Genomic DNA, 21,402 nt, shown 5'->3' with positions numbered 1-21,402 from the left:
TCCGACGTTGTTATGCTTCCCTGGGTTTCGGGGCCTGGTCCTGCGATCGGTCAGCCGACGAGATGACAGGCCGCATGATGGCCTTTCGAGACATGTTCCAGCTCCGGACGTTCCACGGAACATCTCGGCATTGCGTGCGCGCAACGCGTGTGAAAGGCACAGCCGCCGGGTGGATTGATCGGATCGGGCAGTTCCCCTGCCAGCACCTGCCGGCCCGCACCCTTGCGCGAAACGGCGCCGACCCGGGGAACGGCGGAAAGCAGGGCCTGGGTGTAGGGATGAGCGGGGGATGCATAAATGCGCCGCCGGTCGCCGATCTCGATGATCCGACCGAGATACATCACGGCCACCTCTTGGGAGACATGCTTCACCACACTCAGATCGTGGGCGACAAAGAGATAGGACAGACCGAGGTCGACCTGCAGGCGCTTGAGCAGGTTGAGGATCTGCGCCTGAACCGAAACGTCCAGCGCCGATACGGCCTCGTCGCAGACGATGAAACGCGGGTTGGTCGCCAAGGCACGGGCGATGCCGATGCGCTGGCGCTGTCCGCCGGAGAATTCGTGCGGAAAACGCCGCGCGTGGCCGCGCGACAGGCCGACCAGGTCCAACAGCTCCGCCACCCTGGTGCGGCAGGCGACCCCGTCGGTTCCGCGTACCAGCAGTGGCTCCGCTACAATGTCCTCGACCCGCATACGCGGGTTGAGCGAGCTCATGGGATCCTGAAAGACGAACTGCAGATCCTGGCGACGCCGAAACAGTTCCTCGCCCTTCAGATGCGTTATATCGGCGCCGTCCAGGTGGATTGAACCGCTTGTCACGTCGATCAGCCGGACCAGAAGCCGACCGATCGTCGATTTGCCACAGCCCGATTCCCCGACCAGTCCCAGCGTCCGCCCAGCAGGCACCGAAAAGCTGACACCATCCACCGCTTTGACGGTTCCGGTGACACGTTGCAGCACCGCTCCGCGCCTGATCGGAAAGTGCTTGGTCAGGTTTTCGACACGAAGAATCTCGGGCGCCGGGGCGAGATCATGGGGCATGGGCATTTTCCTTGTCGTCGAGCAGCAGACAGGCCGCGCTGTGGCCGGGGTCGACGGACACGAGCCGGACATCCCATCTGGCACAGGCAGGCCGGCTTTCGTCGCAACGCGGCCGGAACCGGCAGCCCGCCGGCCATGCTCCGGGGGTCGGAGGCTGGCCCTCGATGGCTCTGAGCTCTTCCACCTCCTCCGACAACGGGGGAACCGAGTTCAGCAATCCTCGCGTGTAGGGGTGGCTTGGCGCGGCGAAGAGATCAGCGACGGGCGCCGTCTCGACGACACGTCCCGAATACATGACCAGGACCCGATCTGCATATTCGGACACGACGCCGAGATCGTGCGTGATCAGCACGACCGCCATTCCGCGTTCGCGGCGCAGCCGATCGAGCAACTCCAGGATCTGGGCCTGGATCGTGACGTCCAGTGCGGTTGTCGGCTCGTCGGCAATGAGCAATCTGGGCCGGCAGGCGATGGCCATGGCGATCATCACGCGTTGCCGCATACCGCCTGAGAGCTGATGTGGGTAAGCCTGGGCGCGTTCTTCCGGCGCGGGAATGTTCACCTCCCGCAGTAGCTCGACCGCGCGCTCCCAGGCCGCAGGGCGGCTGATCTCCTCATGCAACCGTACGACTTCCACGATCTGCCGGCCGATTGTCTGAACCGGATTCAGCGAGGTCATCGGATCCTGAAAGATCATGCCGATCGCACCGCCGCGAAGGCGGCGCAGATCGCCATCGGGCATTTTCAGAACATCACGTCCCTGCAACAGCACGCGCCCGGCGGTCGCCTGCACGACGGGCCCCGGCAACAGGCCCATGATTGACAGTGCCGTCATGCTCTTGCCGCTGCCGGACTCGCCGACGATGCCGAGGAACTCCCCCTCGCGAACGTCGAAGCTGACGTCCTCGATCAGCAGGTTCTCCCGTCGCCTGGTGCGCGCGGCGACCCGCAAACCCTCGACTGAAAGAAGCGGTGACGACATCACTCGCTCTCCCCGGGCAGATGCGGGTCGAGCACGTCGCGCAGGCCGTCGCCGAGAAAGTTGAAACCAAGCACGGCAAACGTGATGGCCAAACCCGGAAAGAGGCTGATCCACCAGGCTTCGACAATGTACTCACGACCGTCCGAGATCCCGTTGCCCCAGGTTGGCGCCGGTGGAGGCAAGCCAACGCCGAGATAGGAGAGGGTCGCCTCGGCAAGCACCGCCGATGCGAAAACGAAGGTGAGCTGCACGACCAACGAAGAGAGACAATTGGGCAGAACATGCACGCGCAATATGCGCATGGTGCCTGCACCGGCGACCTGCGCCGCTTCGACATATTGCTGTTCGCGCACGATCAGCGCCGTGCCGCGGACAATGCGCGCGGTCTTCGGGACATAGGCAACGGCCAGCGCGACGACGACGTTGAACAGCGACGGACCGAGAGCAGCCGTGATCGCGATGGCCAGCAACATCGCCGGGAAGGCCATGAACGCATCCATCACACGCATCAGAAGATTGTCGAGCTGGCGGAGATAACCCGCCAGGGCGCCGATGGCCGCGCCCGCGACGGCATTGATGGCAACCACCATCAAACCGACGAACATCGACAGTTGCGATCCGGCTGCGACGCGCGTGAAGACATCGCGCCCGAAATTGTCGGTGCCGAACCAGTTCTGCGCCGTCGGCGGAGACAACCTGTTGCGCAGGTCCATTCCCGTGGCCTCGTACGGGCTGAGCCAGACACCGCCAGTGCCAAGGAGAACCAGCATGACCACGATTGCAAACCCTGCCACGAAGGTCGGGCTGCGGAAGAAGCGGCGGAGGACGAGGAAGCGGCGCGTTTCCTCGCGGTCTTCGGTCAGATCCACCCGCAGGGCTTGGGAAAATTCGGTCATGTCAGTTCTGCCGGATTCTGGGGTCGAAGAACGCGTAGGAAAGGTCGACAATGAGATTGACGAAGACGAAGGCCGAGGCCACGAAGAGCAACGTGCCCTGGATCAACGGATAGTCCCGTGTCAGGATCGCCTGCACGATGAGGCGCCCGAGGCCCGGAACCGAAAACACCTGCTCGACCACCACGGCGCCTGTCACGATCATTCCGAACAGAAGGCCGATGACCGTCACAATGGGAATGATCGCGTTGCGCAGGGCATGCGCCATCATCACGCGCAGTTCCGATGCGCCTTTCGCACGGGCCGTCCGGACGAAATCCTTGTGCATCATCTCCAGCATTTCCGAGCGCGTGATGCGGGTCAGAAGCCCCATCTGCATCGTTCCGAGCACCAGCGCCGGCATGGTCATCGACTGAAGCCATCCAATGACGCTTTCGCTGGGCGGGACGTAACCGCCCGCAGGCAACCAGCCGAGCTGAACGCTGAAGAAGAGAATCGCCATGATGCCGATCCAGAAATTGGGAACGGAGACGCCCAGAAGCGCGGCCCCCATGATCCCCAGATCAAGGGCGCTGCCCCGGAAGCGGGCGGCAAGGACACCCAGGACAATCGAGAAGGGAACTGCGATCAGCATCGAATAGATCGCGATGGACAGCGTGATCGGGATCCGTTCGAAGATCAGATCGGTCACGTCGGCCCTCAGTGTATAGCTATGTCCGAGGTCGCCCTGGAGCAGTGCCAGATACCATTCAGCGAGCCGCAGATGCCAGGGCCTGTCCAGTCCCAGCCCGCGCCGCAGCTCGTTGATCTCCTCGACTGAGGCATCCGACCCGGCCATGGCATGCGCCGGGTCGCCGGGAACGATCTGCATCAACAGAAACGCCAGAAGGCTGACGAGCAGAAGAACCGGGACGGCGGCCAGCAGGCGGCGGGCGATGTAGGAGGTCATGCGACGCTCCGGGACGGAATGCCGTTGTCGGGCCGTTCGGTTCGCAGCTTCAGTCCTTCCATCGACCGATGATGCGTTTCGTCGAGGGGACGCCCGCCGGGACCGTTCCGCTGCACACCCGGCGTGGCCTGAGCAACGATCCTCACCCCATCCGCTCCGGCGTCGTTCCTGCCTTCATGCATCGCGTTGATCCTCCCTGTTCTTCCCGGTTAGGGATGTCCCGCCGAAACACACCGCCTGCCGGGTGGTCGGGACTGGCCTGTCCGTTCAAAGGCCGATAGCCATGGCGGGTTTAAGCACGTTGACGCCCGCTTGCAGGACGTTTCGCTCATCGATCAGAATCCCGTTCGGCCGCCCGAAGTAACTGGACGAGAACGTCTCCTCGCGAATGAGCACCTCATGGCCGAGGTCGCGCAGGGCATCGACCGTGTCGGCCGTTACCCGGCTGTCGACCTCCGTGACGGCGCCTTCGGAATGGGTGCGCGGCGTGTTGAGACCCTGCTGCGGCCCCATGCCGTGATCGACGAGGTTGACCGTGCAGTGGATCAGCGAGGAAATGACCCGTCTGCCGCCCGGGGCGCCGAGCGTGATGTACGGCTTGCCGTCTCTGAGGAAAACCATCGGCGATCCCGCCGTCATGATGCGACGGCCCGGCACCATCGAGTTGACGTGACCGGGCACGGGGTCGAACCACATCGTGCCATTGTTGAGCAGAACGCCGGTGTCCTTCGCCACCACGCAGGAACCGAACTGTAGCCCCAGCGTGGACAGCAGCGACACCATGTTGCGGTCCTTGTCGATGACCGTGAGATGCGTTGTGTTGCCTTCGCCCGTGACGCTGCCGGACAGCTCCTGCCTGCGGCCGGCCTCCTGATGGCTCCAGGGATCTCCGGCGGTCGCGTGCGGCGCGGCTCTCCGCAGGTCGATACCGGCCCGCCGCGCCTCGGCGAATTCCTTCGAGATCAGGCCTTCCAGAGGCACGTCCACCGTATTGCTGTCGGCCAGATGGGCGAACCGGTCGAGGAAGGCCCTCCGCTGCGCCTCGGCGACGAGGTGCAATTCCTCGGCGCTGCCCGGCCGCAGCGCGCCCATTTCAAACCCCTCCAGGATGTTCAGGGCCTCCAGCACGGTCGGGAAGCCGGTATTTTCCAGGCCGCCGATGACCTCGAGACCACGATAGCTGCCGCGGATGCCGCCGTCCGAGAAGCGGGTGCGGTAGCCGGCCATGTCGTCATAGGTGACCAGCCCGCCATTCGCCTCCATATCCCTGGCGATCAGCTCGGCCACCCGGCCGCGATAGAACGCGTCCGCGCCGCCTTCGGCAATTTCCCTGAGCGTTCTGGCGAGATCGGGCTGGCGAAGCACATCGGACCCGTTGCTGAGCATGGGTGCACGGTAGCAATAGCGCCCTTCACGGAGGAAGGTGTGCATGGCTTCCGGATTCTGGCTGAGGCGCTGCTGATTCACCGCCATCGCCAGAGAAACATACCAATCGACGAGGTAGCCGCTTTCCGCATAGTGGATCGCCGGCGCCATGATCTCCGAGCGCGGCATCGTTCCCCAGCGCTCCAGCGCCTCACAAAGGCAGGCCGGCATCCCGGGGACCGCGACGGACATGTGGCCCGTGTGATTTGCGTCGTTCTCGACTTCGGCCCAGCTGTAGATTCCGGCCGGCTGCCCGGAAGTCGCCAGCTTGAACTGGTCCTGCCGGGTCTTTCCAGGCAACGTCCCGGCGCCATCAATGACATAGGTCCTGCCGGTTGCGGCCTCGTGATAGACCATGACAGCGATGCCGCCCAGACCGCTGTTCAGCGGCTCGACCACACCGACGGCGAAGCCGGCAGCCACCGCGGCGTCGACGGCGTTGCCGCCCTGGCGCAGGATTGCGATCCCGGCTTCGGAGGCCTGCGGATACATCGTCGCGACGATCCCCTCCGCGGACGAAACCTGCGATTTCGCCAGTTGCCATTCACTTCTTTGAACCATTCTCGAACCCCGTCTCCCTGGCGCCTGAAGCGCTCATCATCCCGGCGGCGGCTGACCGCAACTTCGATTTGCCCACTTGACAAGCTAAACAGGTTAATCAATTTTGTCCAGACAAAGTGTTAAACGAACAAAGGAGGCCGCTGTGGCCAGCGTGAGCGCAGCGATGACGCGGCGGGTTCCAGCCCGATACGGCAGATATCTCGAGGATTTTCATGTTGGCGATATCTACGAGCACTTTCCCGGCCGCACGATCACGCAGGCCGACAACATCCAGATGTCGCTTCTGACCATGAACCAGCATCCGGCGCATTGCGATGCCGCCTACGCGGCGGAAACGGAGTTCGGCCAACCGCTGGTGAACAGCGGACTGACATTGGCGGTCGTACTGGGATTGACGGTGGCGGATGTCAGCGGGCGGGCGATCGCCAATCTCGGCTGGAAGGAAATCAACCTGACCGCCCCGGTATTCTGCGGCGACACGCTGCGCGCCGAATCCGAGGTGCTGGACGTCAGACCGTCGCGCAGCCGGCCGGGGCAGGGAATCATCACCGTTCACACCCGGGCCTTCAACCAGGATGGAAAGGCTGTGCTCGACTTCATTCGAAGCTGTCTGGTTCCCACGCGGACACCCGTCGAAGGCGGGGCGCCCACATGACCACCGCAGACGCTGCGACATCCGGCGACCGGAGCACGGGGCCGCTGTCCGGTCTGCGCGTGCTTGCGGTCGAACAGTACGGCGCCGGACCGTTCGGCACCCAGCATCTCGCCGATCTCGGCGCAGACATCGTCAAGATCGAGAATTTCCGGGACGGCGGCGACGTCTCCCGGTTGGTAGGCCCGCATTTCATCGAACCCGGTGACAGCCTATTCTTCCAGGCCTTCAACCGCAACAAGCGGAGCATCGGCCTCGATCTCAAGCACCCCGACGGACAGGTTGTCCTGCGGCGGCTGGCATCAGGATGCGATGCCGTCTTCAACAATCTGCGCGGCGATCTTCCCGCTGTTCTGGGGCTGGATCATGCGGCATTGTCCGAAGTTCGCGAAGACATTGTCTGCGTGCATCTCTCGGCCTATGGGCGCGAGGGGAGCCGTGCAGCCTGGCCGGGATACGATTACCTGATGCAGGCTGAAACGGGCTATCTCAGCTTGACCGGCGAGCCGGGCGGTCCGCCCGCCAGGATGGGCCTGTCGATCATCGACCTTATGGCGGGAACGACGGCCGCGATGGCACTACTTTCAGGGGTAATCGAGGCGCGGCGGACCGGGCGCGGACGCGACCATGATGTCAGCCTGTTCGATGTGGCCCTGCATAATCTCGCTTATCTCGGCACATGGTATCTGGAGGCCGGCGCGCGGACCGAGCGGTTGTCCCGGTCGGCGCATCCCTCACTGACCCCGAGCCAGCTGTATCGCACCAGGAATGGTTGGATTTTCCTGATGTGCAACAAGGAGAAGTTCTGGAAAGCGCTGGTGGAAGCGATCGGACGCCCGGATCTCGCGGAGGAGGAAGCGTTTGCGGATTTTGCAGCCAGACTGGCCAACAGGGATGCGCTGACGCGAATCCTTGACGGGGAGCTGCAACGCGAGGATACGGCTGTCTGGGTCGACAGGTTTGCCGCAAAGGTGCCTTGCGCGCCCGTGAACGATCTGGCCGGTGCACTCGAAAGCCGTTTCGTGGCGGAGCGGGCTTCGATCCGGGCTTTTTCCCATCCGAAGGCCGGCAGCGTGCGGGGCATCGCATCACCGGTCAGGGTTTCGGGATACGCGCAGCCTCTCGAGGGGGCGCCGGCCATGAGCCAGTCGCTTGACGAGGTGTTGGGGGAAGCAGGCTTCACCGCGGAAGAGATCCAGCGGCTGAAAGACTGCAGGGCGATCCTCTGATGCCGGCCGGAACGTTGTACGATCGCGCAGGACCGTGTTATTGCACCGCCAACCAAATGAGACCTTCGGACGATGGATCTTATCGGACAGCAACCCCGGTACAAGCAGCTTGCGCAAGCGCTGTTGAACGACATCAGAGACGGCAAATACAAGGTCGGGGATCTGCTGCCCACGGAGCACGCGCTTTGCACCGAGTTCGGGGCCAGCCGGTTCACCGTCCGGCAGGCACTGCGACAGATGACGCAAATGGGGATGGTGACCCGGCAGCCCGGCGTGGGAACCCGCCTGATCTCCCTCGAAACCGGTGCGGTGTACCGGCAGGGGCTCGAGCAGGTATCGGATATTCTCCAGTATGCCGCGGATACCGAACTGCATGTGATCGCCTCGCGCCCCGTGAAGGTCGAAACGGAAGACCTGCGCGAATTCCTCCAGGCCAGCAAGGGGCAGGAGTGGCTGCAGATCGAAGCAATTCGACGCGCCCCCGGGAACAACGACAAACCGATCTGTTTTACGGAGATTTTCCTGCCGCCCGCGTTCAGGACCGTCCGGGGCCTGGAAGGCCGCGTCGGCGACGCGGTCTATCGGTTGATCAATGCGCAGTTCGGCGAGGAAACCGTCGAGGTCAGGCAGGAGATCCGCGCCGGCACCCTATCCAGAAAGCTGGCGGATCTGCTCTCGGCCCGGCCCGGCGCGGCGTGCCTGTGGATCATACGCTATTATCTGAATGCGCGCGGAGAGGCGGTCGAAGTGACGCGCAGCGCCCATCCCGGCGACCGTTTTCAGTATCAGCAGGTGTTTCGCCAGAAAGAATAGGGAGCCGGGGCTTCCCGAGCGAAACGGCATGAGCGCCATCGGGCGGATACGGGCACCGCTTTTCGTTCCCGCCGACAAGCCCGGCTGGATCGAAAAGGCGCTTGCTTCCGGTGCCGATGCCGTGATCCTCGATCTGGAGGATGCCGTTGCCGCGGAGAATAAGGCAGCGGCGCGCCGGCTTCTGCGCGTCGATCCCGGTCCTGTGCCATTCGTGGTGCGCATAAACGGCACCCGCAGCGCCTGGCACGAAGCCGATCTGGCTGCCATTTCAGGTCATCGCTTTGCGGCGGTCATGCTGCCGCTCGCCGAATCGCCGGGCGAACTCGCAGCGTTAGCCGATGCGCTGCCGCAGATGCCCCTGATCGCATTGATCGAGTCGGCCAGGGGACTTGCCGCGGCGCGCGCCATCGCCGCCACGACAGGCGTCGCCCGCCTGGCATTCGGCTCCGTCGATTACTGCGCCGATCTCGGTTGTGCGCATGTGCCCGAAGCCCTACTTGCCGCGCGAAGCGAAATTATCGTCGCCTCCAGGCTGGCGGGTCTCCCCGCACCGATCGACGGCGTGACGACAGCGTTCTACGACTCAGAGATGCTCAAATCAGATGCCGCCTGCGCCCGCGATCTGGGCATGGGGGGGAAGCTGTGCATCCATCCGGGCCAGCCCCCCCATGTGAAGGCATGTTTCGCACCGACCGAGGGCGAAATCGCATGGGCCCGTGCCGTACTCTCGACAGGCGACGGCGCCGCGTCCCTCGACGGAGAGCTTGTCGACCAGCCAATCCGGACCCGCGCCTACAGAATTCTCGAGGACGTCAAAGCAGATCCTGATCCTGAGGCGTCTCTTGAAAACGACCTTCCATAAGTACAAGCCAGGTTCGGCGGCGGCTGGATCTCGGCTGCCAGCTCCGATCCTCACCCTCCAGGCCGGGCCATCTAGGGTCAACGTTTCACAGAAACGCTGGAAGGGCCTATCTCTTTGTTTTACCGCGTATATGCGGGCGTCAAGTGATTCCACCTGACTGCAAAACGTTCCAAGGGAAGCGGACATTCCCGAAGACCCGCTCGACGTTCAGCCTGGCGATTTGTGCCTGGATCGCCGGCTCAAGATGGCCGATGTCGTGACCGGCATCCGGAGTCCCCATGGGGAAAGGCCAGTCGCTGCCCAGCAAGATGTTTTCCGTCCCGAACGTCGCGCGAAGGAGGTCCATCACGGCGGCCGAATGAACGATGGTATCGACATGGAACCAGCACGCCGCGTCGCGAGGCGCCAGTCCCAGCGCGCCTATGCCGGGGCGCTTCGTCTCCAGCCCGCGCTGCCAGCGCCCGATCAGGCCCGCCGTCGCGCCGCCACCATGCGAGAGGATGACTTTGAGATCGGCAAACAATGACGGCAGGTCGCCGAAGATCATCTGAGCCGCCGCCATCGCCGTCTCGGTCGGATTGCCGAGCAGGTTGGACAGGTAGAAGGCCGAAAGGCGAGGATCTTTCGATTCGGACGGATGCACCAAGACCGGCAAGCCGCGGTCGGACAGGGTTCGCCATAGTGGATGATAGGCCGCATCGGCATAGCTGTGCGTGCCGATGTCCGTTCCGATGATGACGCCGGCCCAGCGATCGTCCAAACCCGCCGCGATCTCATGCGCGAGTTCAGGTAGATCGGTCGGCAGATAGGCCATGGCCCTGATGCGGGGATGCGGCAGCACCGCCTGCATCAGACCGTTGTTCATTTGCTCCACGTAGGCGCGCCGTTGCCCGGCGGGTAGATCCACACGGAAGAGCGGCGGCGGTATGGCCGCCACCGCGCCATCGAGACCGTCGTCCTCGATACGCCGCAGAAGCGCCTCGGGGCGTCCCATGCCCTTGAGCTGCAACCTGAATCCGTGCACCTCCACATATCCATCCCCCAGCGCCATGCCGTACAGCCCGTCGCCGGCCATGTCGGCCAGACCGGCGGGCAGGAGATGGGTGTGGATGTCCCAGCCGCCGCGCCAGCTCATGTAGCGTCCTTCGGGTCCGTGTACCACGGCGGCTGCACGGGATAGTGGGGACCGTCATAGATCTCGAGGAAGATCGTCGCCTCGTCGGCGATCGTCGGTCCGTGCACACTGCCGACCGGATTGCAGTAGAAGGAGCCCGCGACGAGGGTCGTCCCGGTCGGGATATAGCGGTACTTGCCAGACAGGCAGTACATGAACTGGTTTGACGCATGCGCATGGGCGTTCGGGATCCCCACGCCCTTGTCGAACTTGATCAGCGCGATGGACGCGCCGGTTTCCTCGTCGCGCCAGAGCATCTTCTGGTAGAGCCCCTTAAGCGATTTCGGTTCCCAGGGCAGGTCAGCGGTGTGCTCGAGTATCTCCCTGAACGCAGCCGCATATCCTTCCGGCGTCTGTTCTCCCGCTTCGGGCCTTGCCTGCGCCGGATCGTCGTCATAGGTCCAGCGCACGGCCTTGAACTCGATCAGGCGCGACAGATAGGTCTGGTCGGACCTGTTCGTCAGTTTGTGGATCGCCCGCTTCTCGTCGATATAGACCGTGTGGCCGAGCGGTTCCTGGGTGGCGATGGTCTTGCCGAAGATCGTTTCGATCTCGTTGTCTCCACCGCCGAGCGAGACGACATAATAGGGATGGTAGTGGATATGGAAGCCAAGCTCCTCACCGGGAGCGAGCCTGACTTCCCAGACCCGCGTCAGCTCGTTTTCCTCAACGATCCGGTGGCCGATCGGCCCCAGGGCGATGCCGCGTTCACGGGCGAGTGCAAATCCGTAGTCTTGGGTCATGTGAAACTCCAGAATGCCATGCTTGATCGCCGCCTTCAGCGGGCGGTCGGCGTGGAAAGGTCCATCCTGCTGATCCGGTTGCGCAATACGCCGAGCTGCGCACTGCGGCACACGACTTCGTCGCCATCCTTCAGGAAGAGCGGCGGCGTGCGCGCATTGCCAACCCCGGCCGGCGTTCCCGTCAGGAGCACGTCTCCGGCGCGAAGCGTCATGCCGAAAGAGAGCTCCGCGATCAGCCGGGCGACGGAAAAGGCCATAAGCTGTGTCGACGCGCTCTGCACGGTCTCGCCGTTCAGCACGCATTCGATCTCGATGGCCGCAGGATCGACGCCCTTCGCCAGAGTGACATACGGACCGAAGGGCATTGTCCCATCGATGCTCTTGCCTTTCAGCCATTGGCCGCCGTGGGCGCGCTGCAGGTCCCGTTGGGAAATGTCGTTCGCCAGGCAATAGCCGAAAACATGGTCCAGCGCCTGCTCTTCGGGAATGTTGCGGCCATCCTTGCCGATGATGAGCGCCACCTCAACCTCGTAGTCCCATTTCTGCGAGATCCTGTCATCGAAGGCGACCGGATCGAGCGGGCCGATCATCGTCTCGGGCCCCTTGGTGAAGAAGGTGGGATGCTCGGGACGCTCCACCTCCTGGCCGTCCCTGCGCCCCCTGCCTTCCTCGAAGTGATCCCAGTAGTTCCAACCCGCGCAGAGTATGTCACGCTGGGTCCCGGTACGCGGCGCACGCAGGAGACGCTCGTCGAACCCGATGGTCTCGAGCCCCGCCTCCGCGGCCAAGCGTTCGAGCGCCTCCGCGCCCTGCACGATCGCCGCCTGAATGTCGGGCATGCTGCGCGGCAGCAGACGAAATCGCTCACCTTCGACGAAGGCCAGGCGCGGCTCGCCGTCCACGGTGATCGCAGCCAGTTTCAGCATTGTCTCAGGCCTCCTGCACGACCGCGATGGCATTGATCTCGATCAGGTATTCGGGGAACACCATCTTGCTCACTTCCACCATTGTAGAGGCCGGAAGCGGCGACTTGAAATATTCCCGCCGGACCGCGTGAATCTTGGCGAAATCCTCGATGTTGCGGACGAAGACGTCGACGCGGCAGACGTCTTCAAGCGTACCGCCGGCCTGTTCCACCGCCGCCTTGATGTTCTCGCAGACCTGCCGGGTCTGTTCGGTCACATCGCCGATGCCGGCGATGGTGCCGTCAGGCCGCCGCGCGGTCATGCCGGAGACGAACACCAGCTTGCCCTGCGCCTCGATCGTCGTCGCCTGCGAGAAATGGCCGTTGGGCTGGCGCAGGTTCGATGTGGATATTTCCTGTTTGGGCATCTGTCTTTCCTTCCTGCTATGCAATCGATTTGCCGATGGTGGTCAGTTCCACATTCAGGGCGTCGGCCAGCCGCGCCAGAGCGTCCTGAACGCTGGGCTCGACCGCCACCTGCGAACCAAGGTCCTCGCGGCGCCGCCATTCGGGCTCGCCGGGGGTGTAGAGGCGCTCAGCGCCGGGCGCCCGCGCGCCGGAACGGATCCGCTGCGCGGCATCGCGGACACGGTTTGCCGCATCCGCGGGGTCGACGAAGCGGCCGACATCCACCGCGATGAAGAGATGGGAGCAGTCATACGGCCTGGAAGGATCCCCGTAGAGCGGCTGGACCTCCTGCCCGACGGCGCCCCCTGAAAGCACACCGCACAGCAGGTCGATCATCAGCGCCAGACCGAACCCCTTAGGGCCTGCCGTCGGCAGGAGCATGCCCTTGATCGCCTCGGCCGGATCGGTGGTCGGGGACCCGTCCGCCCTGACCGCCCAGGTGGCCGGAATCTTGCCGCCGCTCTTCGCCGCCATACGGATCTTGCCCATGGCCGCCTCGCTCGTCGCCATGTCCAGCACGAAAGGCGTCGCATCCGCCGTCGGCATGGCGATGGCGATCGGATTGTTGCCGACCACGCGCTCCGCACCGCCCGGCGCCGGCATCAGGGGCCTCGTGTTACACATGGCGATGCCAAGGCAACCACGTTCCGCGGCCGCCAAGGCAAAACGGCGCGCCGCACCGAAGTGAAATGCATGACGCACGGCAACGATACCCGCGCCCAGCTCGCGCGCCCGGTCGACCGCCCTTTCCATGGCGCGATCGGCGGTCAGCACACCAAAACCGTTTCGTCCATCAAGCACGATGTTGGTGCCGTTGTCCGAGATGACAGCGGGCGCGGTTTCGGGCGACACCGACCCCGCCCTGAGCCGCGCCACATACATGTCCGCCAGCATCACCCCGTGCGAAGCGAGACCCAGCCGGTCGGCTTCCACAAGGCTTTCCGCAACGATCAGAGCAGCCTGCGACCCAAGCCCCGCACCGGCGAAGATCCTCGCAACGTCCGCCGTCACCTCTCCCGCATCCAACAACAAGGCCATTCGGTACTCTCCGCGCAATCTCGATGACTGAGGCGTATCGAACTTTATGCCGACAATCAATAAGATTATCGAAAATCATTTGACTGGTCGATTATTTTTCGATTTTCTGTTGGAGCCCTCGGACGATGGGGAGCGCGTGTCCGGGCACGACCCGGAAACCGATGGAGATAAAAATGACCATACTGAAGGGAACTGTCCTGGGATTGTCCCTGGGACTCAGCATGCTTGTCACGACGCCGGCGGCCGTACACGCTGCGGAAGAGCTTAAGCCCGTTGTGTTTTCGCTGGACTTCATACCGCTCGGTCGCCACGCAGCCTGGTATGCAGCCCTGGAGGAGGGGTTTTTCAAGGAGGAAGGCCTCGACGTCTCGATCATCCCGGCGCAGGGAACCGCGCAGGTCATGCAGGCCATTGCCTCGGGCACGGCGCAGTTCGGCTTCGTCGACCTTCCGGGAGTTGTGCTCGCCCAGGCCGGCGGCACGGACATCCGGATGATCGCCGTCAACTACCAGAAGGCGCCCTACGCGATCTTCTCGCTCGCTAATGGCGGCGACGTCCAGGAGGCCGTACAACTGGAGGGGCTGTCGCTGGGCAGCGGAGCCGGCAGCATCACGCCGCAGGTGATCGGCGGCTTCATGAGCCAGAAGGGCCTTTCGGGCAAGTCTCTCGAAATCGTCAACGTTGCGCCGCCCGCCCGTGCTAGCGCGCTTCTGAGCGGCCAGGTACCGGCAATCGAATTCTTCGTGATGGCCAAGCCGGGGCTGGAGGCAGCCGCCAAGGAAGCCGGCACGGAGTTGCGCACCTTCCTGCTCGCCGACAACGGCCTCGAACTCTATTCGAACGGCATCGGCGCTCTCGGCAGTTACCTGGAAGGCAATCCGGACGTCGCCAAGGGTTTCGTCCGCGCCGCCCTGCGCGGCTGGCAGTTTGCCCTCGCCAATCCGGAGAAGGCAGCTGAGGACATCATGAAGAATGTCGATGGCCTGAAGCACGACGTGGTCCTTGCGGAGATCGGCGTCGTCCGCGACCTTGTCGTCACCGACGAGGTGAAGGACCATGGCCTTGGCTGGTTCAGCCCGGAGAAAATGAAGGCGGGCGTGGATTTCGTGGTCGAGAATGTTGGTGTTTCAGGCACGCCGCCCGATGCCGGTTCGGTCTACCTGGAAGGTTTCCTGCCCGATCCCGCAATCAAGCCCTGATGGGAGATGCCGTGACTGACGCAAATGGCGCCATGGAGCAGGCCCCGGCCGGGCTTGCTCCTTCCCCCGAACCATTCGGCATGTTCCGGGACGTGGAGAAACGCTTCGCGCTTGGCGACGGTTCCCATCTCAAGGCGATCGAAAAGCTGTCGCTGACCCTGGAAAAGGGGCAGTTGATCAGCCTTCTCGGCCCCAGCGGATGCGGAAAGACGACCTTCCTGCGCATCGTCGCCGGTCTAGAACGCGCCAGTTCGGGTGAGGTCCGGATCGAGGGCAAGAGCGTTTCGGAACCGCATCCGGACTTCGCCTTCGTCTTCCAGCAGCCCAATCTCATGCCCTGGCGGACCGTTCTGGAGAACATCCTGTTCCCGCTCGAGATCCGCCGGGAGAAAACACCGCAGGGCGTGGCTCGCGCCAGGGAACTCGTCGAACTGGTGGGGCTGGCCGGCTTCGAGGACCGATATCCCTCCGAGCTGTCGGGCGGCATGCAGCAGCGCGTCGCCCTATGCCGCGCACTGGTGCACGACGCGAAGCTGCTGCTGATGGACGAGCCCTTCGGCGCGCTCGACGAGCTGAAGCGGATGGAGATGCACGACCTGCTTCTGTCCATCCGCGCCCGCACCGGCGTCACGGTGCTCTTCGTCACCCACTCGATCTCAGAGGCGATCTACCTGTCCGATACGGTGGCCGTCTTCTCGCGTCGCCCTGCGACCATCCGCGACCTCATCCAGATCGCCCTTCCCTATCCCCGCCAGAGCGAGCAGCGCTACGGCGCGGAGTTCACCCGCTACGAGCATGAAGCAAGCCGGCTATTGGGGATCGTGCGATGACAAGCGGCGCATACTACCGTTCAGTTTTTCCATTCATCGGGCTTTGCGTGATCGTCGCCGTCTGGCAGGCCTATACCGAGCTTTTCACCGTCAGCAGCGTCGTCCTGCCGAGTCCATCCGACATCTTTCTGGCCTCCGTGGAGAATTTCGGCACGCTGATGCGGCATACCTGGCCGACGCTGGTGGAGTGCGTTCTGGGTTTCGCACTGGCGATAGCCATCGGCATTCCGATTGCCGTCGCGCTGAGCAGTTCCACCCTGCTCAACCTGACGCTTTATCCGATCCTAATCGCCATGCAGTCCGTGCCCAAGGTGGCGGTGGCGCCGATCATCCTGGTCTGGTTCGGGCTGGGCATCGAATCGAAGCTGGCGATCGCCTTCCTGGTGGCCTTCTTCCCCATCGTCGTCGATACCGCGACGGGACTGAACGCAACACCCAAGGGACTGCTGGAACTCGCCAAGTCGCTCCGCGCGACGCGCTGGCAGATCTTCTACAAGGTGCAGTTCCCCTCGGCCCTGCCTTTCGTCTTCGCCGGGGCCAAGGTGGCCGTCACCCTGACCGTCATCGGCGCCGTCATCGGGGAGTTCGTCGGCTCGAGCGAGGGGCTGGGCAATCTGCTCCTGACCGCAAACTCGCAACTCAACGGCCCTCTGGCCTGGGCTGCCCTGATCTGGCTGAGCGTGCTCGGGATGGCGCTCTTCGGGGTCGTCGCGCTTGTCGAGCGGCTTTCCATGCCCTGGGCGAAAGACAGCGGCGGACACTGAGGCGCACGGCCTGACGCGCCAATGTGGGTCAGGCCGGATGCTCGCACCGCGCGACGCAATCGGGTCTGTCGACGACTGCCTGGCTAGTCGGCGAAACCACCGAGCTGCTTCAGCTTCTCGGTTGTGCGCTCGATGTGCTCGCGGTTCAGCCGCACCGCCTTGTCGGCGTCGCGCTCCAGCGCCGCCGCCATGATTGCCCGGTGTTCGGCGACATGGTCGCGCGCCTCGCCCTTCGTGGAGATCGACAGTGCGACGTAGCGTTCGCCCAGGTCGAACAATCGCTCGCGGATGTCGAGCAGGATCGGCGACTGGCACCCCTCGACCAGCGCCCGATGAAACGCGCGGTGATAGGCAAGCCAATCGGCATTGCGGTCATAGGGCGCCTGGTCGGACTCCCTGGACGCGCTCGCGAGAAAGTGCATGGCGCTAACCAGCTTGGCCTCCCACTCGACCCCGCCCAGCTCTATCGACTTGCGCAGGGCGATACCCTCGATCTCCGTGCGCGTCGCCGTGAGATCGTCGAGCTGCGCCTGGGAGACGGTCGCGACGCGAAAACCCTTGTTCTCCTCGAGTTCGACGAGGCCTTCCGATTCGAGGCGCATCAGGGCTTCCCGCACCGGGCTTCCGCCCACATCGTAGCGCCGGCGCAACGTCTCGGTGCGCAGGCGCTCCCCCGGCCTCAAGCGCCCCATGACGATGTCCTCACGCAATTGTATGAACACCGTGCCGTTTCTCGTGATCTGCAAATTCATGGCCGTTTCTCTCACCGACGAGGAGGCTTTCCGTGCGGACGCTCTGCACGCACCCGGTTTCTTCCTATTCCACACATTCTTCCTGATATGCCATAGCCAGCGGTAATATTCCATATAATCGGCATATCTTAAAATAATCGAAAATATATTGACATGTCGAAAAAATGAGCAAAGACTGCACCCAGAAACGTCCAGAAAATGGAGGGGAACACCATGAAGATTGCCAATCTTCGCGGGCTCTGTGTGGCCGCGATCCTAGCAGCGGGCACTGCTGGCGCCGCGCATGCCGCCGAAACGGAAGCTGTCTTCGGGTTTTCCGGCTGGTCGGTCGGCTACCTGCCGACCGCAATCGCTCTCGATCGCCTCGCCGAGCAGGGCTATGACATCAAGGCCGTCGAGCTCGGCGGCAACAGCAACCAGCTCCAGGCCGCAGCAACCGGCGCGATCGACATCTCGGCAATCGCCCAGATCCTCGACGCCATGGACCAGGGGCTGGACAGCAAATTTTTCCTCGCCGGCAACTCCAACGAGTTCCTGCTTGTCTCGACGACCGGACTGAACAGCTGCGAATCCCTCGACGGAAAGTCGCTGGGCATTCACTCGGTCGGCTCCTTCGTCGGCCAGTTGGCGCTGCAGTATCTGGCGGCGAACTGTCCTGGAACGAACGCCAATGTCACCGTGATCGAGGGGTCGGAAAACCGCCTCGCCGCGCTTATCGCCGGCCAGCTGGATTCCAGCGTCATCGACCTGCAGGACTGGACGCTTCTCAACGCCAAGATGCCGGGCAAATTCGAGATCACCAGCGACTTCACGAGCAGCATGCCCATCATGCGCGCCGCCTTCGCAGCGCGGCCGGACTTCATCGCCTCGCATGAGAAGCTCGTGACCGACTGGGTCAAGGTCCATCTCGATGTCTATCAGGAACTCTACGAAAACCCGCAGATCCTGACCGACAAGGGGCTGGAACTCCTCGACGAAATCGACCCGCAGGTGCTTCCGCAACTGGTCGATGCCTTCGTCAAGGCGAAGATCTGGCCCGTCGACGGCGGGCTTTCGGAGGCCTCCGTGCAGGAGACCATCGACTTCTTCAACAATGACGGCGAGCCCTTCCAAACGGTCAAGAAGGCTGCAGACGTCGTCGACAGGACCATCCTGGACAAGGCGCTTGCCGACAGATGAAGAGCAACGCGCCCGCGCGGCAAGCCGGTGCACGGGGCCACCGGCTTGCCGCTCTTCTGACCGATACATTCTGGGGGCGGCTGACCTTGCGGGCAACCGCCCTGGCCATTGTCCTCATTGCCTGGCAAATGGCGGGTGACGACAGCGTCGCCCTCCTCTTTCCGACCGCGACGCGCACCTTTCAGGCCTTCATCGAGCTGATGGCCGACGGGCGCCTGCCGCTCGGGCTGCTCGTCACCGGGCAGGCGCTTCTCGCCGGCTTCGCCATCATCATCGGCATCGGAGTGCCGCTCGGCATCCTGATCGCGCGCTTCCCTTTGGTCGACCGCACGGTGTCGCCGTATTTCACCTTTCTCGTCGCCGTGCCGATCATCGCCATCGTGCCGGTGGTCCAGGCGCTGCTTGGCCTGACCTTCGCGGCCCGTGTGACCGTCATCGTGCTGTTCGGCATTTCCTACGTGGTCATCAACAGCGCCATCGCCGTGCGCCGGGTGAAACCCGAGCTGATCGAGATGGCGGCCAGCTTCGGCGCCCGCCGCCTTGCGATCCTGACCCAGGTCGTGCTGCCCGCAGCGGTGCCGGGGATCATGACGGGTGCCCGATTGGCGCTCGGCCAGGCGCTGATCGGCATGGTGGTGGCCGAACTCACTATCGTCGGCGCCGGCGTCGGCAGCCTGATCGCCGAACTGCAGGGACGCTTCAAGGTTGCGGCCGTGCTCGCCGTCGCAATGACAATCGTCCTCATCGGACTCTGCCTGCTCAGTCTTGTCGAAATGCTGGAGCGGCGTCTCAACCGCTGGAGCCTTACCAAATGAACGCCAACGCCACTCCCGCCATCGCCGTCCAGGACGTATCAAAATTCTTCGTCTCCGCCGATGGGCGCAGAACCCGCGCGCTGGACAAGGTGAACCTCGCCGTCGAACGGGGCGAGTTCGTTTCGATCATCGGCCCAAGCGGCTGCGGCAAGACGACGATGCTGAAAATGGTCGGAGGCATTCTTGACTGGGACGAGGGCAGCATCAGTGTCATGGGCGCGCCGGTATCGGGGCCTGGTCCCGAGCGCGCGACGGTCTTTCAGTCCTTCGCGCTGCTGCCCTGGATGACCGTGCTCGACAATGCCGCTTTCGGCCTGAAGATGCGCGGCGAAACCAAGGCGGCGCGCCACGCGAAGGCCCGGAACCTTCTGGAAACCGTCGGTCTCGCGGATTTCGCAAACGCCTATCCCGGCGAGCTTTCCGGCGGGATGCAGCAGCGGGTCGGCCTGGCGCGCGCGCTGGCCGTTTCACCCAACGTTCTCCTGATGGACGAACCCTTTTCCGCCATCGACGCGCAGACCCGCCTGATCCTGCAGACCGAACTGCTGGACGTGTGGTCGCAAACCGACCTGTCCGTCCTCTTCATCACCCATGCGATGGACGAGGCGGTGTTCCTGTCCGACCGCGTCGTCATCATGGGTGCGCGGCCGGGCCACGTCACCGACGTGATCGACATAGACCTGCCGCGCCCGCGCACCGAGGAGACGCGCCGCGATCCGCGTTTCGTCGAGCTTACGGCGCGCGTCTGGGACCGCCTGCGCGGCCTGATGACCGACGAGCGTGCGGGCGCGCCGTCATGAGCGGCCTTCTGCGTCAAGCGGGCCAATGGCTCAATCCGCCGTTCCTCATCTCCCTGGCCATGCTGGCCATCGTATGGGAGTTCGCAGGTCGCAGCGCCGACATCCTGACGCTCCCGCCGCTCAGCGCCGTGCTGGCGGCATTCGTCCGCCTCTGGAGCAGCGGCGTTCTCACCGCCCCGCTTCTGGACAGCACCATCGCGCTTCTGACGGGGCTTGCCATCTCCCTGTTTGTCGGCAGCGCCGTCGGCATCGCCATCGGCCTTTCGCGCGTCGCCGACGTGGCCCTCGGCCCCTTCATCAAGGCCGGCCTCTCGGCCCCGATGATCGCCTTCGTGCCGGTGTTCATGATGATCTTCGGCATCGGATCCGAGACCAGGATAGCGACGGTCATCGCCTTTTCCATTTTTGTCGTTGCAACCAACGCCGCGACCGCCGTCCGCTCGACGGATCCTGCCCTCCTGGAGATGGCGCGGTCGTTCGGCGCCGGTCGCTGGCGCATCCTGGGCGAAATCCGCCTGCCCGCCGGCGCGCCCTACTTCCTCGCCGGGCTGCGCCTCGGGGTAGCGCGCGGCATCAAGGGCCTGATCAATGGCGAGGTGCTGATCGCCATCATGGGCATGGGTGGGCTGGTCAAGAAATACGGCACCGTCTTCTCCATGGACCAGCTCTACGCCGTGATCCTGCTCATCGTCCTCTATGCAGCCATATGGGTCGGTGCGGTGACGCTGCTCGGCCGCCTCGTCCTGACGGAGCGCCGCAAATGACACGGCCGAACGTCGCCGTCTTCGTCGGCAGCCTGAGCGCACGCTCGATCAACCGGAGGCTGAGCCTCGCCCTGCAGGCGGCGGGACGCGACCTCTTCTCGTTCTCGACGGTGAACATCGACTACCTGCCGCTCTACAACCGTGATCTCGATCAGGACCTGCCGCCAGCAGTGAAGCGGCTGAAAGCACAGGTCCAGGAAGCCGACGCGCTGCTGTTCGTCACGCCGGAATACAACCGCTCCGTCCCCTCCGCCCTGAAGAACGCCCTGGACTGGGGATCGCGGCCCTACGGCGCCAGCGTCTGGCGCGGCAAGATGGCGGCGGTGGCGGGAGCGTCGGTGGGCGCGCTTGGCACGGCGGTCGCCCAAACCCATCTGCGCACCGTCCTGATGCATCTCGATGTCGTCACGCTTCCCCAGCCCGAGCTCTACGTGAAGGTCACCGACGCGCTTCTCACAGAGACCGGAGAAGTCCTCGATCCTGATTTCGAGCGCCTGCTCGCGGATTTCATGAGGCGTTTTTCCGTCCTGGTCGCAAGCGCCAACGGGCGCACCTGACCGCAC

Annotated in this window: 23 protein-coding genes; 12 read left to right on the top strand and 11 right to left on the bottom strand. The window is 63.9% G+C overall.

The features are described 5' to 3' along the window. Positions 1 to 50 precede the first annotated feature (50 nt). From NA2_RS01785 to ggt, 5 genes are all read right to left on the bottom strand, one after another. A complete protein-coding gene (locus tag NA2_RS01785; protein ID WP_008593511.1) occupies positions 51 to 1,043 on the bottom strand; it encodes an ABC transporter ATP-binding protein in 993 nt (330 codons plus the stop codon). Further along, on the bottom strand, positions 1,033 to 2,025 hold the full coding sequence (locus NA2_RS01780; RefSeq protein WP_008593509.1) for an ABC transporter ATP-binding protein: 993 nt from the start codon (positions 2,023 to 2,025) through the stop codon (positions 1,033 to 1,035). Before NA2_RS01780 ends, NA2_RS01785 begins: the two co-directional genes overlap by 11 nt. After that, entirely contained in the window at positions 2,025 to 2,921 is an 897-nt protein-coding gene (locus tag NA2_RS01775) for an ABC transporter permease (RefSeq protein ID WP_008593507.1), read from the bottom strand. Before NA2_RS01775 ends, NA2_RS01780 begins: the two co-directional genes overlap by 1 nt. Position 2,922: 1 nt before the next feature. Next, positions 2,923 to 3,867 carry an ABC transporter permease gene (locus NA2_RS01770; protein ID WP_008593505.1) on the bottom strand — a complete coding sequence of 315 codons (945 nt, stop codon included), beginning with the start codon at positions 3,865 to 3,867 and terminating at the stop codon, positions 2,923 to 2,925. A gap of 267 nt (positions 3,868 to 4,134) precedes the next feature. Next, positions 4,135 to 5,853, bottom strand: coding sequence for a gamma-glutamyltransferase (gene ggt, locus NA2_RS01765; protein WP_008593503.1), 1,719 nt, complete (start codon positions 5,851 to 5,853; stop codon positions 4,135 to 4,137). A gap of 142 nt (positions 5,854 to 5,995) precedes the next feature. Between ggt and NA2_RS01760 the strand changes: the two genes are divergently transcribed. The 4 genes from NA2_RS01760 (at position 5,996) to NA2_RS01745 (ending at position 9,409) form a co-directional block, all read left to right on the top strand. Then, the gene (locus NA2_RS01760; RefSeq protein ID WP_008593501.1) at positions 5,996 to 6,508 is read left to right on the top strand and encodes a MaoC family dehydratase; all 513 of its coding nucleotides are present in this window, start codon (positions 5,996 to 5,998) and stop codon (positions 6,506 to 6,508) included. Next, positions 6,505 to 7,734 (top strand): CaiB/BaiF CoA transferase family protein, encoded by a 1,230-nt coding sequence (locus tag NA2_RS01755; protein ID WP_008593498.1) that lies wholly within the window; start codon positions 6,505 to 6,507, stop codon positions 7,732 to 7,734. Before NA2_RS01760 ends, NA2_RS01755 begins: the two co-directional genes overlap by 4 nt. Positions 7,735 to 7,806: 72 nt before the next feature. Then, positions 7,807 to 8,547: a GntR family transcriptional regulator gene (locus tag NA2_RS01750; protein WP_008593497.1), complete on the top strand. Its 741-nt coding sequence runs from the start codon at positions 7,807 to 7,809 to the stop codon at positions 8,545 to 8,547. Positions 8,548 to 8,575: 28 nt separating this feature from the next. Beyond that, positions 8,576 to 9,409 (top strand): HpcH/HpaI aldolase/citrate lyase family protein, encoded by an 834-nt coding sequence (locus tag NA2_RS01745; RefSeq protein ID WP_008593494.1) that lies wholly within the window; start codon positions 8,576 to 8,578, stop codon positions 9,407 to 9,409. A gap of 139 nt (positions 9,410 to 9,548) precedes the next feature. Here NA2_RS01745 and NA2_RS01740 read toward each other — a convergent pair whose 3' ends face one another. From NA2_RS01740 to NA2_RS01720, 5 genes are read right to left on the bottom strand one after another with little or no spacing between them, the layout of a single operon-like run. Continuing rightward, entirely contained in the window at positions 9,549 to 10,544 is a 996-nt protein-coding gene (locus NA2_RS01740; protein WP_008593492.1) for an amidohydrolase family protein, read from the bottom strand. After that, positions 10,541 to 11,326 (bottom strand): cupin domain-containing protein, encoded by a 786-nt coding sequence (locus NA2_RS22210; RefSeq protein ID WP_008593491.1) that lies wholly within the window; start codon positions 11,324 to 11,326, stop codon positions 10,541 to 10,543. The genes NA2_RS01740 and NA2_RS22210 overlap by 4 nt, the downstream gene beginning before the upstream one ends. Positions 11,327 to 11,361: 35 nt before the next feature. Continuing rightward, complete coding sequence (locus NA2_RS01730) at positions 11,362 to 12,252, bottom strand: fumarylacetoacetate hydrolase family protein (RefSeq protein WP_008593489.1); 891 nt, start codon at positions 12,250 to 12,252, stop codon at positions 11,362 to 11,364. Positions 12,253 to 12,256: 4 nt separating this feature from the next. Further along, positions 12,257 to 12,658 carry a RidA family protein gene (locus tag NA2_RS01725; protein ID WP_008593487.1) on the bottom strand — a complete coding sequence of 134 codons (402 nt, stop codon included), beginning with the start codon at positions 12,656 to 12,658 and terminating at the stop codon, positions 12,257 to 12,259. Between the two features lie 16 nt (positions 12,659 to 12,674). Continuing rightward, a complete protein-coding gene (locus NA2_RS01720; protein ID WP_008593485.1) occupies positions 12,675 to 13,736 on the bottom strand; it encodes an Ldh family oxidoreductase in 1,062 nt (353 codons plus the stop codon). A gap of 173 nt (positions 13,737 to 13,909) precedes the next feature. On the opposite strand from NA2_RS01720, the gene NA2_RS01715 reads away from it, so the two are divergent. Genes NA2_RS01715 through NA2_RS01705 form a run of 3 tightly spaced genes read left to right on the top strand, consistent with a single transcriptional unit; the run spans position 13,910 to position 16,529 of the window. Beyond that, positions 13,910 to 14,935 carry an ABC transporter substrate-binding protein gene (locus NA2_RS01715; RefSeq protein ID WP_008593483.1) on the top strand — a complete coding sequence of 342 codons (1,026 nt, stop codon included), beginning with the start codon at positions 13,910 to 13,912 and terminating at the stop codon, positions 14,933 to 14,935. 11 nt (positions 14,936 to 14,946) lie between these two features. Continuing rightward, entirely contained in the window at positions 14,947 to 15,765 is an 819-nt protein-coding gene (locus NA2_RS01710) for an ABC transporter ATP-binding protein (RefSeq protein WP_202803223.1), read from the top strand. Further along, positions 15,762 to 16,529, top strand: coding sequence for an ABC transporter permease (locus NA2_RS01705; protein ID WP_008593479.1), 768 nt, complete (start codon positions 15,762 to 15,764; stop codon positions 16,527 to 16,529). Before NA2_RS01710 ends, NA2_RS01705 begins: the two co-directional genes overlap by 4 nt. Positions 16,530 to 16,612: 83 nt before the next feature. Here the strand turns inward: NA2_RS01705 and NA2_RS01700 are convergent, their stop codons facing one another. Beyond that, a complete protein-coding gene (locus NA2_RS01700) occupies positions 16,613 to 17,281 on the bottom strand; it encodes a GntR family transcriptional regulator (RefSeq protein ID WP_040676442.1) in 669 nt (222 codons plus the stop codon). Positions 17,282 to 17,494: 213 nt separating this feature from the next. Here NA2_RS01700 and NA2_RS01695 point away from each other — a divergent pair, with 213 nt between their 5' ends. Genes NA2_RS01695 through NA2_RS01675 form a run of 5 tightly spaced genes read left to right on the top strand, consistent with a single transcriptional unit; the run spans position 17,495 to position 21,396 of the window. Next, the gene (locus tag NA2_RS01695; RefSeq protein ID WP_157188102.1) at positions 17,495 to 18,460 is read left to right on the top strand and encodes an ABC transporter substrate-binding protein; all 966 of its coding nucleotides are present in this window, start codon (positions 17,495 to 17,497) and stop codon (positions 18,458 to 18,460) included. Continuing rightward, positions 18,457 to 19,275 carry an ABC transporter permease gene (locus tag NA2_RS01690; protein ID WP_008593471.1) on the top strand — a complete coding sequence of 273 codons (819 nt, stop codon included), beginning with the start codon at positions 18,457 to 18,459 and terminating at the stop codon, positions 19,273 to 19,275. Before NA2_RS01695 ends, NA2_RS01690 begins: the two co-directional genes overlap by 4 nt. Beyond that, positions 19,272 to 20,075 (top strand): ABC transporter ATP-binding protein, encoded by an 804-nt coding sequence (locus NA2_RS01685; protein WP_008593470.1) that lies wholly within the window; start codon positions 19,272 to 19,274, stop codon positions 20,073 to 20,075. Before NA2_RS01690 ends, NA2_RS01685 begins: the two co-directional genes overlap by 4 nt. After that, positions 20,072 to 20,839: an ABC transporter permease gene (locus NA2_RS01680; RefSeq protein ID WP_008593469.1), complete on the top strand. Its 768-nt coding sequence runs from the start codon at positions 20,072 to 20,074 to the stop codon at positions 20,837 to 20,839. Before NA2_RS01685 ends, NA2_RS01680 begins: the two co-directional genes overlap by 4 nt. Then, positions 20,836 to 21,396 carry an NADPH-dependent FMN reductase gene (locus tag NA2_RS01675; RefSeq protein ID WP_008593468.1) on the top strand — a complete coding sequence of 187 codons (561 nt, stop codon included), beginning with the start codon at positions 20,836 to 20,838 and terminating at the stop codon, positions 21,394 to 21,396. Before NA2_RS01680 ends, NA2_RS01675 begins: the two co-directional genes overlap by 4 nt. The last annotated feature ends 6 nt before the right edge of the window (positions 21,397 to 21,402 follow it).

The organism is Nitratireductor pacificus pht-3B (genome assembly GCF_000300335.1).
GTDB classification, from domain to species: Bacteria; Pseudomonadota; Alphaproteobacteria; order Rhizobiales; family Rhizobiaceae; genus Nitratireductor; species Nitratireductor pacificus.
The sequence above is the reverse complement of the archived record's forward strand: the minus strand, read 5'-3'. Positions and strand labels throughout refer to the sequence as shown.